This is a genomic window from Acinetobacter sp. FDAARGOS_559, assembly GCF_003940475.1.
Taxonomy (GTDB): Bacteria; Pseudomonadota; Gammaproteobacteria; order Pseudomonadales; family Moraxellaceae; genus Acinetobacter; species Acinetobacter baumannii.
The window spans coordinates 919314-938932 of record NZ_RKJG01000005.1; the positions used below are offsets into that span (position 1 = coordinate 919314).

A 19619-nucleotide genomic window follows, 5' to 3' on the forward strand; every position below is an offset into this window, starting at 1 on the left:
TATTCATGAAAAAAATTTCAAATTTAACAGCCTCTCTTTTATTTATTATATTAACTGGTTGTGGAGGAAGTAGTTCAAGCACTAATAATACAGAGAATCTATCATCCCAAACTAAAGAACAATCTCCACAAGAAACCAATACTCTAAAGTGTAATCGAGGGATTCTACTCAACTCTACACTTTCAACAAATACAATTTTTGATGAGCCCTTATATTCCCTTACATACAATTATAAGCAAATACCTACAGGCAATAGCTTCACTACTATAAGACAATTGTATGCAGATGAATTTCAAAGAAATGGGCAGATGATATATTCATCACCAAAAGCAATTTATAATGTAACCGCTGACGAAATTGAAAGTAGTTTAGCTGAAGATGTTGTACAAACTTATGACCTTAACTCTTTTGGCCTTTTCACTAAAAAGACTTATCAAAAGCAAAATAATGGTTGGCCTGAGGGCTATATTGTTGCCTCACAAGGTTCACAAATTACGACTGCTCAATTTAATGATAGTTGTAGCTTAAATTCAGATAATGTTAGTTTCGATTATGAGAAAATTAATGTTTCTGGTAAAAAAGTAGCTGATATTTTCCCTCCTAATATCATAAATTCAATACCAAAACATTCAGACTATATTTATATTAGTGATCAATTTTCTCGTATTCTTAAAGATAATCAAACAGCCTTTGCAAATTTAGTAAATAGTAATGCAACTTTCCCAAGTGGCTCTTTTGTTTATGTCCCAAAGTCTGTTATTTATAACAATACAGAATTTTATTTATTTGATAGCTCACTCACTGATTTCAAAACTCTAGCTGAATGGCAACAAAAACTTTATCCGAATTTTAATTATAAATTTGATACTGTTGCTGGCTATAAAGTGACTTATTTTGTAGATAGTGCAGGTAACCCAATTTTTGACAATGGTAAAGATCCAGCCATTGAAATGAATGGTAAAATTTACGATGGGGAATGGCAAGTTAAAGGCAATGTTATCTCTGAAACATATGGAGCACCACCAACTACATGGAATACTAACTACCAATCAAAAAGTGAATTTGCTTTATACAATAAAGCAAGTTATGACTTTCTTGTTGCCCAAATCCAAACTTACTATAAGTAAAATTTAAAACCTGTATATCCCCAAGTACCTTACCAAAGTACTTTGGGATATTTATCTAAACCAAACCAATCTTTAATAAAAAGTAATCTAATGCCTTATTTCCTTCATGCGCATCGTTCTTGTCTAAACACTGAATAGTTGCGCCTTCAATCATATATAAAAATAGTTTGGCATCATTAAATGAAGCACCAAATTTAAGTATTCTAAGCTGACTATAAATTTCATTTTTTAGCCATGTTCTATAGCGCACGGCGGTTTGATAAGCGTTGGGATAGCTATTTTTTATCTCGAAAATGGCTTTAAATAATAAGTAATACGGCCCTTCTACATCGGTATGTAAGTCATAAAGCTTTTTGAGTTTATCGATTGCGGGAGTGCTTAAGTCATACTCAATCATTGCGACCATTTGCTCTTGGAGCTTTTCTTTTTGCACCATCAGGCAGATTTCAATCAGCCTTTCTTTAGAGTGAAAATAATTATAAAAAGTCGTTTTTGTAATCTCTGATTCTTTCACTATTCTGTCGATGCCAATAAGGTGAAATCCACGGTGATGAAACAGATCAATTGCTTTATTTACAACGTATAAGGCACGTGTTGGGAGAACTAAATTTGGCATAGTTTTACCGTTATAAATTCTTGTTGTTTGTAAATGAGATACTTTTTTGGGAGAAAAAAAGGCACAGCAAAGCCATAAAGACTGTGCTTGGCACATCTCACATTTTGTTGTTACTAAGTTTTAAATAAAAATGACTTTGAGCGTGAAAACCTTAGGGTAATCAAACTGCTTTAAATTTTTAAGCTGTGTCGTTATAGCTTTTGGCTTCGAGAGCCAAGAAACAATGGATGTGCAAAGCCAACTCCTTTTTATTGGAAGTTCTGCCAGACATTAAAATTATGGTGGCAGAACGAAAAGGGGTTGACGGACTGGTCATAGAGCCAGCACACCCGAAGGTGTCCCCCTCCCGTTCCGCCGCAGAGGGGGCACGAGGGGCTAAGCATTAAAAGTAAAACCTTTAATGCTTCTATGATACGGTCCGTCAAAACCGACTGGCGATGTAGGCCAGCACGCAAAGGATAATAGTCACTCTATTTATCGTCAAGCACAAAAAATGACATTTGCACTAAAATACAGCAATTAAAATAATCGACAGTTAAACAAGTAGTTAACAAATTTTTTTAGAATATCTAACTAAAAAAGTTATAATTTCACAATATGCATAAGATTAACTAAAATCAGGCTTCTAATAATTAAATAGAAGCCTCTTTTTTATAAATTAATAAATACTTGTACACTTCTCATAGGCTAAGCGTACCGCTTGTCCTAATTCTTCATCAGTTACATTATTTGTAACAATAATTTCATCATCTTTACTTAAATCTGAAAAAACTATAATCTAATCATCTTGATGATATCAATTAAACTCTATGAGTATTACTACATACTAAATCATAAAACAATCCTATAATCCCTATCTACAAGGGGTTTTATTAATTTATTCCACCAATATATACCATTTTTTACATCATCTGGTAAATAATCCAAACTACTTGATAACCTATTAATCTGATCAATAATAAAATGAAAATCTTGTTTACTTAACTCATCAAAACGCATAAAAATAATTTGTTCAACAATTTGTTTATATATATCTGGATAACTTTTCTCAAAAAGATATGAAATCAAACTTGATATATAGGCATCAACAGTAGAGTTAACATTAATAGTCAACAATATTTCATCAGAAAGTTTTTTTCTTTACCAATAATATAAGTCATACCCATATTCTATCTCACTATTAAAATCTTTTCTCTTTGATAAGAAGGAAGGCTTTTTATAAAATTATTAGATACAAAAAAATCAATTAAAATTTTGTCTTTATTAGACTTTCCTAATAAGACTATTAAATGATCTAAAAAACTATTCGTCATTTTTCTTAACCTCTTCCTGTATGATATTTTTTAGGAATTTATCATAATCCACATTAGTGAAATCATTAAATTCTCATGCACTAAATAAAAAGCCCCTGATCAAGCAGTTTTTTTTTATTATTAAGTATTAGTCTCGACTTTTGATCTCCAATCCTGGCTTAGAAATATCAATATCAAAATTATTGTTCTTAACAGTCCCTTTACTAATACCTCCAACAACAATTCCTGCTGCTGCATTAATTAAATACTCTGCTCCCTGCTTACTATTACTTAATTCATTTGATAAGGACTCATAAGTATCTCGTTCAGCTTCAGGGACTTCACTCTCATATTGTGGATTTGTTAATTTCTCTACAACATCTGTACTTGTCAAATGCGCCGATGCAGTAAACGCATTCGCCAATACATCTATACTTTTTCTTTATAAGGGTACACTCTTAACTATTACTGCTAACTAAAAAACCCACTTAAATTTAAGTGGGTTTTACTAATATACTTATTTAACCCCTAATCTACAGGTATTTAGTTATTCTAAAATTCTTTAATAATATTTAGATACCTTACCCTAATAAGTAATATCACTTCTTAAACTAAGCTACGAAAATACTGCTTGATTATGAGGCCTCCAAATTAACCCAAAAAAAACGATTTTAGGTTCACAAAATAAAATATCAAAATTTCCACCAGAAACAATTATAAATATCAAACTTCAACGATTACTTTTTCCTTACTTCCCGATTTAAGATACTCCCCCCACAAATTCAAAATTTTTAGAAATAAATCTGTAGGTATACCACCTCTATAACCTATTTGTATATTAGGCATTATATTAAAAGCAGTTATATCCTTACATACCTCTGCCTTTCTAAAATAGCCATCCACTATATATTGGCATTCATTACTATTATCATCCAATACATTACTTAATTAAATAAGTATACTTTCAACTTTTTTACTTGTATCAACATTACTGATAAAGTATAAATAATCATCATTACCTTCTAAAAAATTTTCAAACCCTCTATTTTCATCCAGATTATCTAATCTAAATAATTGTGGAACAAGAGTTCCTTCATCACCTTCATATTCTTCACGTAAAGTATAAGAAAATTCTAAAATCATTTTAACCTCAATCATTGTAAAGGCCATCCTCGCCATTGACTAATATTACCACTAGGTGGTACAAACTTAACTTTTACCCCAGAAGGTGTAGTAGTAAAATCTTCTTGTGGACGTAAATTAGCTGGCTTATTTTTAAAAGCCTCTGATAGTTCATATTTCAATCTTGCTTCCGACCATCCTTGAGGAAAAATGTCGAGCCATTAGGCTGACCTTGTTTATCCTTTTCTACCTCATTGGCAAATTTAAGACTGGCTATTACTACTAACTAAAAAACCCACTTAAATTTAAGTGGGTTTTCCTAATATATTTTTTAGCTCCTAATCTACTGCATCTACCCATTCTAAAAATTCTTTAATGATTTTTAATAAATAAGATTTAGGCACCTTACCTGAATAAGTAATATCACTTCTTAAATCAAGATATGAAAATACTGTTTGATTATGAAGCTTCCAAATGAATTCAACAAAATTTGATTCATATTCATAAAAGAAAATATCAAAATCATCAAAGGAGTCACCTAAACTTGCCATATATTTTCCAGTTGTATTAGGATTTAAGAAATAATCAAATTTTCCTTCTGTGCTTAGTTCTACTTTCTTTATATCAAGCTTTTCTGGATTAACAATTCTATTAAGGCTCGCTTTAAATGTAGGAATATAAGTGCCATCCTCTAATGTACCAACTTCAATTCCATTTATAACAAGCACTAAGTTAATCATGACTTTTCTTTGCTTACTATTAGCATCAATACACTTTAAGGCAAAAATACTAGGATCACCAAATAACATTTTACTTCCTCAATATTTCAGGTGGAATTTTGCCAACATCACTTCTATCAACCCCACTTGCTGTTTTACCATTCGTAGAACCGTTCCAATGGAAATTACCATTACCATCATTTTGGAAGCGATGATAAACTTTTTTTCCGTTTATCACCTCTACTGCCCATCTATTCCCATCAGAAGCTACAATACTGTTGTCCCATAAAGTCTTATGGTTATCTGGCAGAACTGATTTTGTCTTGTTGTAACCAATTTGATTCCCTCCTTTAGGGTCATGGTGGCCAGGATTTTCATAATATTGAATATCCGTTTTTATTACTTTATCTTTAGTAGAAGGCTTTGTTCCTTCAACAATATAATTACCAACTGTGTTATTACTTTCATCTTTATGAGTACCTAATATTTTATGGCCTGTAATAGGATTAATATTTCCTATCTCAAATCCTGACTTAGAAATATCAATATCAGAATTATTGTTCTTAACAGCCCCTTTACCAATACCACCAACAACAATTCCTGCAGCTGCATTAATTAAATACTCAGCGCCCTGCTTACTGCTACTTAATTCATTTGATAATGACTCATAATTATCCCGTTCAGCTTCAGGCACTTCTTTGGCATATTGTGGGTTGATCATTTTCTCTACAACATCTGTACTCGTTGAATGTGCTGATGCTGTAAAGGCTGTTGCTAATACATCTATTCCCTTTTTCTTATATGGTCCTGCTAATGCATCCATTCCTAAAGATTGTGCTGAACCAACGACTAAACGTACAGGTCCCGAAATCATTAAGCCAACCGCTAATTGCACAGTTTCTAAATCAACTCCTGTATCCTTACTAATCTCTTCAATACTATTACCTATGAAATTAATCTCTTGTAATAGTTTCATCCCAATTGTTGATTGATTTTGTATCTCAACCTTATAGTCCTTAAAGGTAATTTCATCATTCGCAGTCGGTGACTGGTTCCTATCTGTTCCTAAAATGTCATTTATACTTAGACCTTGCTGTTTCAAGTGATCTATTTTGTTGTTCAGATCATTTAAGTTTTCTAAAACTGTGGTCATTCCCGCTGCTTTGTCATCAAACAACTTATTAATTGTTTGTGGCTCTACCCCTTGTTTGATTAGTCCTAAAACAACCTCACTGCCTAAAGTACCAGAATCTTTATACTGCGTTGGCATTTTATAAAGCTTCGCTTGAACATTATTTAATGTCTGTAAAACTTGATTTTTATATTCACTTTCAGGCAATGCTTTAATAACATTTTCAGCACTTTGACGGAAGTTCTCTGGCAAATCTTTCTGCTGCTGAACAATCTCCGCTCGACCACTTTCACTCAACAAGCGATGATCCACCGTGAAACTACCATTTAACATTCCTGTGGTTTGATCGCGGGTAATCTCTTGAGTAGTGTTAATGTCACGATTGGTCAGTTCAGTTGTGTTTTTAACTGTACCTTGCCCCATCGTCGCTTTAGTAAGCTGCTCAGTTTCCTGTCCATTGCTTTGTAATCCAAGCGTGGTACTGCCATTCGGATATTTAGATTTTTGACCATCTTTTTCTTGAGTAGTCTTACCAATCGTTGTAGAGACATTAAATCCACGGCTACTGTTATAGTTATGGTCTTGAATATCTTTCAGCTCAAGCGCACCGCTATAATTTAGGCCTTTATAGTCAGTTAACGTACCATCTGCATTCTTGGTCGCATTGGCAATCACACCACCAATATTCGTAACCTGTTTAACTCCCATTGCATCTAGATTAGCATCGTGGTCTTTGTCACCTATAAGCAACTTACTCGTGTTATTGACCCACGCACTGTCACTACTGCCCTTACTTTGGTTATAGCTAGCACTAACATTACTGATTCCACTTGAACCAAAACCAGCTCCAATACTGCCGCCTTTACTACTGTTACTACTTTTCGCCGTATCTTGTAAACTTTCTACATGGATTTGGTTGACCTGTAAGTTACCCCGATCAGCAATGGAAACTTCACCACCCTGAATATTGAGTTTATTCAACTGACCTTCTGTACGGTTTAATGCAACCTCACTGTTCACATGGGTGAGGCTTTCACTTTGTGATTGACTGGTTTGTTTGCCAATTGAAGCACTTCCACCACCACCTGAACTATAACTAATACTTTGACTGTTAGTTTTACTACTGCTCTCTTGGGTACTATGTTCTGTACCTGCCGTTACATTTAAATCTTTAGTTCCATTGAAAGTCGTTGTGCCCGTAGCTGTTAAACGACTACCCTGAATATTGGTATTTTGGCCTTCAGATTTCAGCGTCAGATTATTCAGCTCTAAATTACTTCCTTGCCAATGTCCCTGAGTCTGGTTGTTATTGGTTGTGGTTTCTATACGTTCACCATTCGCACCAATGGTAAAACCATAAGTCGCGGAACTGGCTGCTGCCGCGGCGGCTGAAGCACCCACTGCAATTTGTGCGCTGGCTAAGTTTGCTGTAGCCATCGCAACATTTGCTTTACTGTCATCCAATGCTTCTTTGGTGAGTTTACCTGCTGCATAATCACGCTGGGCCTGACTATAAGCATCTTTGGCATCTTTCAGTGCTGAAGCCGCATCTTTCACCGCACCCACTGCGAGTGCAGCATCTAAATAGGCATTACGTACTCCAACTTCTACACTCGTTTTTTCATTTTTTGTTTTTTCTTCTGTGGTGGTTTTATTTTCATAGCCACCAATATTGAGCTCTCCTCGACCATGGTCTATCGTGGTATCGCCTGTTGCCTTGATATTCTGTCCTAGAATATCAACGCCTTTACCCCCATTAATACTCAAGTTATCTGTATTAATGCTACCAGCCTTATGAGTCGTTTCAGTCACCGTTAAAGTATTTTTATCTTTTTCAGAAACAAAACCGCCTAAACGAATACTGTCCTTATTCAGCTTAACCCCTAGGCCTTCTATAGTTTCAGTGCTATGACTACTGCTTTCGATATTTTGCTCTTCCGCAGCATTTAATGTCACTTTTTGACCTGATAATGCAACATTTTTCGCCGTCAGATCTGCGCTAGTTAATGTTGTTTGTCCAGATGAACCAACCGCAATATTTGCTGCATTTAAACTCGTACCTGTTTGACGAATCTGTTCTGTTCTTTGATTATTTGATTCACCCACAGTAATTTTCTTATCAAGTTTAAGTCCTGGAGCCAAAGCCTCTAAACCTGACATCCCCACAGCAAGACCTTTTACAAGTTCTTTAGCAATACCTCGGTACCCTTTTTGCTGCTCATCCCACTGTTGGTCGTGAGTTTCTAAGGTAGATAAGGTCACATTTTCAGGCATCACGGAACCATCAGCAGCTTTTAATGTTCCATCTGCCTGACGTTGCATCTGGGTATTTCCAACGTAAATACTTTGCCCAGCTTGTACATCATTGGCTTGAAGCTCAATATCCTTAGCAGCATTAACATCAACCGTATTGCCCGCTTTTAAGGTCGTTTGCGCAACTTCTTGATCGATATAACCAGATTGTCGATTGTTATAGGTAGCAGCATTCTTTTTTGATGATGTCGAACTTTCACTCTTTTCATTTAAAGCAGATAATAGTTGAACATTGCCTTGCTCTGCTTGTATCTGAATATTATTCCCCGCCGTTGCTTTTAGGTCTATCGCGGTAATATTGCCTTGTTGGCTATTCAGAATTACATTTTGACCGGCATTAATTTGGTTTGCCTGCGAAACCGTTTCATGGGCATTATAAGTTGATGATTTTTTACCACCAAATGAACTCTTGTAGGCAAACTGACTAGATGCTGTACTCTGAGTTAAACCATTTTCGAGTTGGATATCATTTTCAGCTAATAATTCAACATTACCAATTTGACTAGAAAACTGAACCGCTTTCCCTGTAATGTTTTTGCCTTGAATCGCAAGTGTACCTGCACTAGAAATCTGACTACCAATATCTTGTTGTTGCGCGATCTTATAGTTATTTTTTGCATCAAGATTCAGTTGTTCTTGCTTACCAATCTGCACAGCACCGATATCAACATTACCTTGTGTATTGATTAAGGTTGCACCATTGCTGTTATTAATTTCAGCGCCTTTTAATACACTATTACCCGCAACATTCAATACAAATGTCGCTTTATTCAAATCGACGGCCCCGGCTTGAATATCACCAACATATAGACCTGCAACCCGATCCAAACCAGTTGTACTTGCACTGAACCCACCGACTTGTGTATCAGTGGTACGCGTGGTTGATGTGACATTAAGATTCCCACCGACATTCATGGCCATGGTATCTTTAGCTTGAATTGACCCACCAATATTATTCAGGTCTTTTTTACTGGTGATATCAACCGCATTCCCTTGAATACGTCCCATCAGGTTGTTGACATTATCTGCGGTAATCTGCACGGCCTCACGTCCAGCAATTGTTGCTGTATTGAGTAAATCACCATCCAGATTAAATTTGATGCTATTCCCTGAAAGTAATGTTCCATCTCCTTTTAAGTCACCCGCACGAGCTTTGACATACACCTGTGGTGCTAAAGCCTTGGTTTGAGTTCCATCTGGTAATGTGACATCTTTTTCAACTAACCACACAATATCACTGGTGAGTTGTGCGATCTGTGCTGGGGTTAAAGCAATGCCCGGACGTAAGCCATATTGTTTGGCATAAGTGACACCGTTATTCATCAAAGCTTTATATTGTTCTTCATCCGAACCATAGCCTTCAAGGAAGCGATAACCAGTTAAATTAGCAATCTGGTCTTGAACCATACGCTGCTCATAAAAACCATCACCCAGACGTTTTTGTTGTAACGCTGGGTCTAACCCTAATGCATCTAACATGTAGTCTGAAGAGAGCCATTGGTTATAATTGGTAAAACTTGAATCAGTTTCGATTAAATAGCCAGCTTTGCTGTCAGCACCCACACGGTATAAGGCATTATTTGCAACTTTAAACTGGCTATTGTTGATCGTACGGATTTCAAGCTGCTCGCCTGTTCCAGCTTGGTCTGGTGCATTTGCTTGATCCGTTGTCGATGCCTCAGACACCTGTTCTGCCGTTTGACCTTGCAATTGCTCCAAAACTGAAACTTGTGTCGTATTGTTTTTAGCCTGAGTATTAGCAGTATCTTGATTGAGATTAGAAACTTGTATGTCTGACTGAACAGCATTTGGCTGTGCAGAAACTAAATCTTGCCCTTGTGCCTTTTGAGCATCTGCTACATCAACTTGTGATGTACTCACAGTCACATCATTATTTTGTGTAGTCTGAGAAATATCAGGGTTTTGTGAAGTCGTTTGAGCATCAGTACCTTGTGCAGTCTGACCAGAATCACTCACTGATAAATTCTGTCCTTGTGATGTTCCAGCCTGTCCAACATCTGTGGTTTGATCTGTTCCTTTTAAACCATTGACATTAGTTGTATTGGTTTGTGCTGATGTTATGTTATTGCTACTGGTATTATTAGATACCCTAGTAATATCTTGGTTCGTTTGGTTAAGCGGATAATGCTCTATCGTTTGACTTACAGGCAATTTGATCGTTTCTACTGAACTAAAACTAAATTGATAATCTCCAAAGAAATCTTTTCCACTACGCTTTTCATAGAGATGTTGCCAACCACTTACATTCGTTTCTCGATTACCAAGAACTTCTGTGTTTGTAATCGTTCCGCCCGTATTCGTTAAATTTCCGCCCGCAAAAATCTGACTTTTATCATTAATCACTTGTGAACCTGATAAATCCATATTACCACCAGCGATAATTTTTGCAGGTGCAGAAGTTAGAACCTGAGTTTCAGTAATAACTTCATCGTAATCATAGCTACTGGAGTCCTCACCAGGATGCATGTATCTAAATACAGTCCCATCAAAGTTGGCCCAAACACCATCAAAATACTTATTTAGCCCCTCTTGACGTGAAACCTCCACCTCATGAGTACTAAAATTCTTATTAATATTATTAATCGTTTGAGTTGAAAGGCGCATATCGCCCAGTGATTCAATCGTTGCACTTTCATTATTAATGACAGTCGCTTGACCTGTGGCTTTACGATTCTCATCTAAAGCACCACCCAAATATAAATTTCCAGCACTAAAGATCAATGCCTGACTGTCATAATCCTGCGTATTCGCCAGATTATTCAGAACATTAACACCTAAGTTCATGTCACCACGTGATGCAATCACCGGTGCAGTGCCATTGGCATCAGGTAAGTTATTTAGAGTGTTAGTACTAATCGCCAAGTCTGTTCCATAAATACGACCCGTACCTTGGTTATTCACCGTATCGGCAGTCAAAGTAGTCAAATCACCATTGATCAACCCTGTATTATTAATCTGCTGCTGAGCTATAAGCTGGGTATCATGACTCTCTATTTTAGCGTTGTTACTATTACTGATATTCACTGCACTGAGTTGTAACTGATTGCCCGCATTAATAGTGCCATCGTTATTGATGTCACCAGCACTGGTTAGGCTCAGGTTTTGATTGGCTTGCAGTTGCGCAGTTGCATTGTGTTGATAACTGTCTTTAAGCTGGATATCAGCATTCCCTAGACTTAACACCTTGCCATCACCTGTCAATGATTTCGCATTGATATTCAGATTTTCACCAGCAAGTAATTGCCCATTCAGGTTATTAACTACGAGTTGGTCACCTTGAATACCAAGTTGCTTCACTGCACTGATTTCACCAGCTTGGTTATTCAATTGTTGGCTAATATTCAACTGGCTGTTTTCACTGCTTCGAATCGTAGCCGACTGGTTATTTACAATCGAAGTATCTAGATTCAGATTTCCGGCATCAATGCCCTGAACCGAAGTATCGGTATCTGTGAGCGCTTTAGTATTCTGGTTATCCAACTGCTGGGTTTGAATATCAAGCTGCCCGGCTGCCATGATATGGCTATCAGCATCGGTAGACGTCAGTTTGCCCTGGTTATTAATATGCTCTATTGAGAGTTGCATATCTCCCATGGAAAGGATCTGGCCCGACTGATTGTTCAGTAACTGATTTTGACCAGTTCCCTGTAATTTTAAGTTTTGAACAGCCAGTAAAGTACCGCCACTGTTTTGCACTTGATTGAGACTGATATCTAGGTTTTGGCCACTGGCCACATACCCTTTAGTATTATCCAGTGTTCCGAGATTCTTTAAAGTGAGATTACCTTGGCTGAGTAAACCACCTTGTGTACCACTATTGCTATTCACCAGATTTTGCCCGTTGGTATCAAGCACCAGTGAAGTTTTAGCCTGAACTAGACCCTGATCGTTATTGAATGCGCCAGAAGTAACATTAACTGTATCTGAACTCATTAAACCGTTTTGGTTGTTGATCGCTTGCAACTCGGCATCAATATCCAGAAGTTGCTGGGCAACAATCTGGCCTTGACTATTATTTAGACCTGTCGCATGGATACTGATTTGATTGTTTGAAAGCAATGAGCCCGACTGGTTATTGAGAATCTGATCACCACTATCTAGATTCAAACTGCCGGTTACACTGCCAATTTGACCTTGGGTATTATTTAAGCCCTGGCTCGTGAGCATCACATCCTGATTGGCTGCGATGACTCCAGTCTCATTATTGATCAGCCCTGTACTTTGTAAGGCTACACTGCCTTGTGCATTGATCTTACCAGATAATGAGTTATCAATTGCTGCCGCACTGATGTTAAGGTTCTGTCCAGCTTGCAGTAAACCTGTCTGATTCTGCAAGACCTGAGTACCAGCCTGAACTGTTAAATCCCCTTGTGTACCAATCTGACCTTGATTGTTATTCAAACCTTGACTGTTGATATTGATACTTTGATCACCAACAATTGAACCTTGTGTATTATTGATATTTTGTTGACTGACTAAATCAATACCACCTTGAGTATTAATTTGTCCCGCGCTGTTATCTACTGATAATGCTTTAACCGCGATATCAGTTTTTGCCTGCAATGTACCTGCCTGATTACTCAGCGCCTGATTTCCAGTATCAATAGCGAGTCCACCTTCAACACTGCCAATCTGCCCTTGATTATTATTTAAACCTTGGCTGTTTAAAGTGACTTCATGGTTGGCAACCAGAGTTCCTGCCTGATTATCAACTAAATCTGCACTGATAATATTCAATGCATCCTGTGCACTGATTTGCCCTTGCTGACTGTTATTGATTGAGCTGGCATTAATCTGAGTACTGGCACCGCTGTGAATTTGACCTGTCTGATTGTTCAACGCACCATTAATATTCAGATCAAGATCGGCCTGCTCACCACTTTGAATAATCCCTGTCTGATTACTCAAATTTTGGCCAGTCAACTGAAGCTGTTTGTTCGATAAAATTTGTCCATGATCGTTATTCACATCACCCTGGCTACTGATAGTCAACTGCTCTAAAGCGCTGATCACTCCACTATTGGTGAGACCCTTAACATCAAGGCTGAGTGATTTCCCAGACTGGATCGCACCTGTACCATTATTTAAAGCCAAATCACCTGTCTCAATCAGTAGATCGCCTTGCTCTGTTCCTATTTGACCACCATCGTTGTTAAGACCTTGACTCTTTAACTGCATTTGCTGAGATGAGACGATGATCCCACCAGCATTATTAATCCCTTGAGCTGTTGTAAGATTTAAGTCGCCTTGAGCACTGATTTGACCTTGCGAACTATTGTCTACAGAAGCGGCTTGAACCTTGGTAGAGCCACCACTATACAGCTGACCACCTAGGCTGTTATCCAACACACCACTTAAATTAAGATTGAGATCACTATTCGTTTGTAATAAACCACCTTGGTTATTGAGGTCTTTACCCACAAATGTTAAGGCTGTTCCTGAGATAATCTGGCCTTTTAGGTTGTTTAAACCTTGAGTATTTAATACCAGTTGTTGGGCGGAAATTAGTCCTGACTGGTTATCTACATGTTGAGCACTTAAAGTTAAATCTTGTGTGGAAATGATTTTGCCGGATTGATTACTCAGATCACCAGAACCAGCCTCTATCATTACAGGTCCCGTAACACTGCCAATTTGACCAGCATCATTATTTAAACCCTGACTATTTAGCTGTACAGCGTGATTAGCAACAATCTGACCCGCATTGTTATCAATATCCTGATTGATCTGTGCCGATAGATTACCTTGAGTATTGATCAATCCTGATTGATTCAATAAGCGATCCGCTATGAGTTGAATATCTCCTTGCGCCTGCAATAGACCCGCCTGATTTTGAAGCTCTCCTGAACCACTATTAATGTTCAGTACATCATTCACACTTGCGATTTGACCCTGGTTATTATTAAGTCCCAGGCTTTGTATCTGTACTGCATTATTGGCAATAATCTGTCCAGAGCTATTATCTACAAGCTGATGAGCTTGTAGATCAATTCTATCTTCTGAACTGATTAAACCGGATTGGCTATTCACCTGTTCAGCATCAATCTGGATATTGCTTTTCGATTGTAAAACACCAGACTGATTATCTAAGGCGCCCGTACCACTATTTACAGTCAATGCATCATTCAGGCTGACAATTTGACCTTTATTGTTATTGAGTCCTTGGCTATTCAAATTAACTTGCTGGTTTGCAGCAATAATACCGCTTTGGTTATTAATATCTTTTGTGGCCTGGATATCTAAAGTCGTTTGACTGTTCAACTGTCCTGTCTGGCTATTGTCCACCTGACCCGCGCTGAGTTGCAAAGCCTGACCTGCAATGACTTTACCTGTTTGATTACTCAATACACCTTGGCCTGCATTCAGAACGATATTGCCCTGCGCACTGCTGATATTTCCTAGATTATTATTCAGCCCTTGGCTATTTACCTGAATACCCTGATCGGCAGAGATTATCCCTTGCTGATTATTGATTTCTTTCTGGCTCTGCAAATCAATTTTCGCTTGAGAAATGATTTGCCCTTCAGTGCTATCAATCGATAATGCTTTTGCGGTTAAATCAGTTTTTGCCTGTAATGTACCCGCTTTATTGCTTAAGGCCTGATTTCCGGTATCAACAGTTAAACCACCTTGAATGCTACCAATCTGTCCTTGATTATTATTTAATCCCTGACTGTTTAAAGTGACATCTTGATTGGCAACTATAGTGCCTGTTTGGTTATTAATCAGTCCAGCACTCATGATATTGAGTGCATCCTGTGCACTGATTTGTCCTTGCTGACTGTTGTCTAAAGCATTCACTTGTAGATTCAAACCAGCACCACTCAGCAACTGGCCTGCTTGACTATTATCTAAGGTACCATTGAGTACAAGATCCAATGCTGAACCACTACCCGACTGAATGATTCCAGTCTGATTAGTTAAGTTTTGTCCATTGACTTGCAAGGTCGCATTGGTCGCAATCTGTCCAGCGTTGTTACTAATATCACCCGAACTTAAAATATGGCTATTACCTAAAGAACCGACAATACCTGAATCATTGTTAATTCCTGCTGCTTGTAGATGAAGTTCAGTTCCAGCCTGCAAAGAACCAGCTTGGTTAGAGAGCTGACCTTGACCGACGTCAATCATTAACGAACCATTTTTACTTCCAATTTGACCCTGGCTATTATTTAAACCTTGGCTTGTTAGCGTAATATCCTGATTGGCAACCATAGTTCCCAATTGGTTATCAATCGCTTGCACAGCATCAATATTCAATACGCCTTGAGCACTAATTTTACCTTGTCCACTATTCTTGACTGAACCTGCTTGAATAATCGTGTTGCCACCGCTTGCCAATTGTCCTGATTGACTATTATCGAGTAAGCCACTGAGCTTGAAGTTAAGATCAGCACCACTTTGCAGTAAGCCGCCCTGGTTATTAAAGTCCTTTCCTACAAAGCTTAAGGCTGTTCCAGAAATAATTTGGCCTTTGGTATTATTCAGCCATTGCTGCTGCATATCCAATTTTGCTTGAGTAGCAATGACCCCTTGCTGATTATCAATCCCTTGGGCTTTTAATGTTAAATCTTTGACGGATTGAATATGACCTTGCTGGTTACTCAACACACCAGAACCCGCATTAATGTTGACAATATCTTCAACACTGCCTATCAGACCTGCATTGTTATTTAAACTCTGACTGCTGAGTAAGACTGCCTTATTGGCAACGATCTGACCTTCACTGTTATCAATATCTTGCGTGATTTGTGCTTGAATCGATCCTTGAACACTAATTAAACCTGTTTCATTTTTTAATTGATCTGCCTTGATCTGGATATCTTGAGCTGACTGTAAAGAACCCGACTGATTGATGAGTTGCCCTGTACCCGCATCTAGCGTTAACCCACCTTGTACCGAACCAATTTGCCCGCCGGTATTATCCAGTCCTTCTGACTGAATCCCAACATCACTATTGGCAATGATCTTGCCAGATTGATTGTTGATCACTCCTAAACTGGTCACGGTTAATGCATTTTGTGCAGAAATAAGCCCATCTAAGCGATTATCGACATCACCGGCCTGAATAATACTATCTTGACCTGCATAGATTTTTCCTGCTTGGCTGTTATCCAATAATCCTGTTATTTGTAAATTTAGATTCTGGTCTTGTGCTGAACTCAACTGACCGCCCTGATTGTTCAGGCTGCCAGAAGTAATATAAAGGGTCGTTGGACTCTGAATAAGTCCGGATTGATTATTGATCTGTTCTTTAACAGCGAGTGTAAGCGGTTTTAATGTTCCGCGTTGAACCATTTGACCTTTTTGATGGCTCAAACTATTCGCAGTCAAGTTGATCTGATTCGCCGAAGTGGTTGCACCATCTAATACAACTTGTCCACCCTTCAATAATAGTTGTCCATTACTGAGAATCTGGCCTTGTGCGCCTTGCAATTGATCGGCAGTGATATTCAGTTGCTGGCTCCCTGCATGGATAATCTTTCCAGCTTCATTATTCAGAGCAGACGTGTTCAGGTTAATTGAGGATGCATTACTGCTAATTTCACCTGCTTTGTTATTTAAACCATTCACAAAGTTTAAAGCAAATTCATTAATGCCCGTATGCTGGATTTTACCTTGACTGTTATCAAGTTGTTTGGCGTTCAGCACTATATTTTGAGCACTTAATTGCCCTTGTTGATTATTAATGAGGTTCTGGCTAACTAGGTTGAGTTGATCTTTGGCAACTACGCTTCCAGCTTGTGTGGAAATGTTGCCAGTTACACTCCCTAGTTCAATATTTTGTGCCTGCAATTGCCCTTTTGCCGCATCAATATTGCTTTGTGCTTGTACTTTTAAATTACCGCCAGCTAAGGTTTGTCCATGTAAACCGACTTGATCTGAACTAATTGAAACATCACCAGCATTAGCTAATTTGCCTTCCCGATCTAGGCCCGCTGCAATCAATCCACCTACACTATGTTCTAAAGTTGAACTGGTAATTTGGACATTTTTTCCAGCCGCCAAAGTACCAGCATTCTGAGTATTTTGTCCTGTAATCGTTAAATCTTGATCTGCATAAACACTCCCCGTGTTTTTAAGTTGATCATGCTGTAACTTTATTGATTTAGCTTGAATCTGACCTTGAGTATTATCAAACTGCTGAGCAATACTGTTTAAATTTTGCTGAGCTGCGATAGATCCCTGATTGTTATTAACCGTCACATGTTTCTGATTAATTTGATCTGCAACAATTTGTCCTGATGTATTATTAAGAGATTGGCTATCTAAATTTAAATTGGTTTTAGCCTGAATGAGCCCCTCAGTATTATCAATCGCTTTATTCGCTTTAATATTTACAGCTTGGTTTTCTGAGTAAACAACACCTGACTGGTTCTTCACATCACTTGCATTAACGTTGACAGTTGCTCCACTAGCAATTTGTCCATCAACATTATTCAACTCACCAGTTACCGCTAAATCAAGCTGTCCAATTGACTGGATTTTTCCGCCTTTATTGTTGGCAGACTGAGTTTGAATATTAAGAGTACTATTAGAAGCAAGCTGGCCTTGCTGGTTAGTAAAACTTGAGGTTTGGATATTGGCACTTTTAACAGTAAGCTGACCTTGGTTATTATTAAAGCTATTTCCTTTAATATTGATAGCACCTAAATTAAGTTGGCCGCCTTGGTTATCTAAACCATTTTGGCTGTCTAAATCTACACCACCATTAGCAACAATTGCACCTTGATCATTATTCAGCACATCTGACACATGGATAAAACCAGTATCGTAAGTTTTTGGAGTTGTATCTACTGGAGTTACAACACCTAAACTTCCACCATCTTTAGATGGATCTGTTGGAACTGTCGGAACACTTCCCCCTGTAGATCCCCCAGTACCGCCACCAGTATTACTTTTAGCAATTCCGATTTTACCGCCAAGGTTTGTCATTGAACCCGACTTTAAATCAAGTCCTTGTATGCCTGTTTGTTCGATAGAGCCACTATTTTTTAGATTTTTAGAATTAATCGCTATTCGAGCAGCATTTAACGTACCACTATTGGTAATAGTACTCTGATTTTGGAGATGTAACTCATCTGCACTACTGATTAGACCAGAGTTATTTAAATTTTGGCTCTCAACTAAAATTTGTGAAGTTGCGCTACTGATATTACCTGTATTCTGGATATTCTGAGCTTTCAGCTGTACCTGATCTTTATTCGCGATCAAGTTACCATTATTGATCAAATCACCATTTGCATTTAGCGTAAGCGTACTTTGAGTACTATTTATCGTACCTGCGTTACGTACACCTAGTCCCTGCTCTGTTCCCACCAAAAAGATTTTTCCGGCATACATCCCACCCAGTTGGCCTACATCTAAAGCAAAATTTGGCTGAGGTGTGGTTGTAGCTGCTGTCGTTGCCGTGATTTGAGGAGCAACTTGGTCTTTGACTTGAATATCATTTTGTCCAAGGACCGTATTGAGTTCATTTGCATACAAGCCTGCATTTACTTTTAAAGCACGCGCATAAATATCCGTATAAGGGGTTAAACTTCCGTTTAAGCCTTTACCTTCAATCGTAACCTGACCTTCACGAACTCGGAATGATTCAAGATAACCTTGGTTCATTACCGCTTGACCCGTGGTTAAAGTAAAACGGTCTGCGTTAATCACACCACAGCCATCACAGATCAAACCAGATGGATTCGCAATAACAACTTGTGCTTGTTTTCCGGCAACTTCAATATAGCCTTTGAGTTGACTTGGATTATTACTATTCACTTCATTCAAAATAACTTTGGCTTCGCCTTTTGCAAGCCATGGGTTACCTTGTACCCAGCCTCCTAACTGAGTTTGGGTGTTATTTCGTGAATTATTTAAAATGGCACCTTCTTGACCAACATCAAATTGTGTATAGGTATTCCGCGAAACTCCACCCGCACTTGGTGTCTGAATATTGACCTGAGTTGTTCCATTTGCGCTATTTAAAATAGTCGGTTGCTGCGATGTAGGCGCACCTTTATCGGCAATAATCTGAGTTTCAGCCACACTGCTCATTGGTAAGCTAATTACCAATGCTCCCAAACAACCAATTACAGCAAAATTAAGTGGATTTAGTTTTTTATAATGAATAGGTAGAACCGAATCTATAGTCGAATCTGTTCCCACTTGTCCCTGACTTTGCCCTGCTTGCTTAGTTTTACTTTTTACAATTTCAGCAACAGCAATAAACATACCGCGAGCATGGCTAAAAATAATACGATAACGGTTCTTATTCATTCTAAAATC

8 protein-coding genes are annotated in these 19619 nt (G+C 38.0%); 1 reads left to right on the forward strand and 7 read right to left on the reverse strand.

Annotated elements, in window-relative coordinates; all coding sequences use genetic code 11:
• Positions 1-5 precede the first annotated feature (5 nt).
• Complete coding sequence (locus EGS71_RS05925) at positions 6-1127, forward strand: hypothetical protein (RefSeq protein WP_004736712.1); 1122 nt, start codon at positions 6-8, stop codon at positions 1125-1127.
• A gap of 55 nt (positions 1128-1182) precedes the next feature.
• Here EGS71_RS05925 and EGS71_RS05930 read toward each other — a convergent pair whose 3' ends face one another.
• The 7 genes from EGS71_RS05930 to EGS71_RS05960 form a co-directional block, all read right to left on the reverse strand.
• Positions 1183-1743, reverse strand: a complete 561-nt coding sequence (locus tag EGS71_RS05930; RefSeq protein ID WP_025464890.1) for a TetR/AcrR family transcriptional regulator — start codon at positions 1741-1743, stop codon at positions 1183-1185.
• 831 nt (positions 1744-2574) lie between these two features.
• Positions 2575-2856 (reverse strand): hypothetical protein, encoded by a 282-nt coding sequence (locus EGS71_RS05935; protein ID WP_000154821.1) that lies wholly within the window; start codon positions 2854-2856, stop codon positions 2575-2577.
• Between the two features lie 327 nt (positions 2857-3183).
• On the reverse strand, positions 3184-3429 hold the full coding sequence (locus EGS71_RS05940; RefSeq protein ID WP_002010141.1) for a hypothetical protein: 246 nt from the start codon (positions 3427-3429) through the stop codon (positions 3184-3186).
• Positions 3430-3983: 554 nt separating this feature from the next.
• Positions 3984-4193, reverse strand: coding sequence for a hypothetical protein (locus tag EGS71_RS05950; protein WP_000573640.1), 210 nt, complete (start codon positions 4191-4193; stop codon positions 3984-3986).
• Positions 4190-4339, reverse strand: a complete 150-nt coding sequence (locus EGS71_RS22445; protein WP_000873035.1) for a hypothetical protein — start codon at positions 4337-4339, stop codon at positions 4190-4192. Before EGS71_RS22445 ends, EGS71_RS05950 begins: the two co-directional genes overlap by 4 nt.
• Positions 4340-4495: 156 nt before the next feature.
• Positions 4496-4966 carry a hypothetical protein gene (locus EGS71_RS05955; RefSeq protein ID WP_000896070.1) on the reverse strand — a complete coding sequence of 157 codons (471 nt, stop codon included), beginning with the start codon at positions 4964-4966 and terminating at the stop codon, positions 4496-4498.
• A gap of 1 nt (position 4967) precedes the next feature.
• Positions 4968-19610, reverse strand: a complete 14643-nt coding sequence (locus EGS71_RS05960; protein WP_002010332.1) for an ESPR-type extended signal peptide-containing protein — start codon at positions 19608-19610, stop codon at positions 4968-4970.
• Positions 19611-19619: the final 9 nt, after the last annotated feature.

Coding starts and splice junctions, on each gene's coding strand:
- EGS71_RS05955 (WP_000896070.1), bottom strand. CDS start 4,966: ATGTTATTTGGTGATCCTAGTATTTTTGCCTTAAAGTGTATTGATGCT.
- EGS71_RS05930 (WP_025464890.1), bottom strand. CDS start 1,743: ATGCCAAATTTAGTTCTCCCAACACGTGCCTTATACGTTGTAAATAAA.
- EGS71_RS05960 (WP_002010332.1), bottom strand. CDS start 19,610: ATGAATAAGAACCGTTATCGTATTATTTTTAGCCATGCTCGCGGTATG.
- EGS71_RS05925 (WP_004736712.1), top strand. CDS start 6: ATGAAAAAAATTTCAAATTTAACAGCCTCTCTTTTATTTATTATATTA.
- EGS71_RS05950 (WP_000573640.1), bottom strand. CDS start 4,193: ATGATTGAGGTTAAAATGATTTTAGAATTTTCTTATACTTTACGTGAA.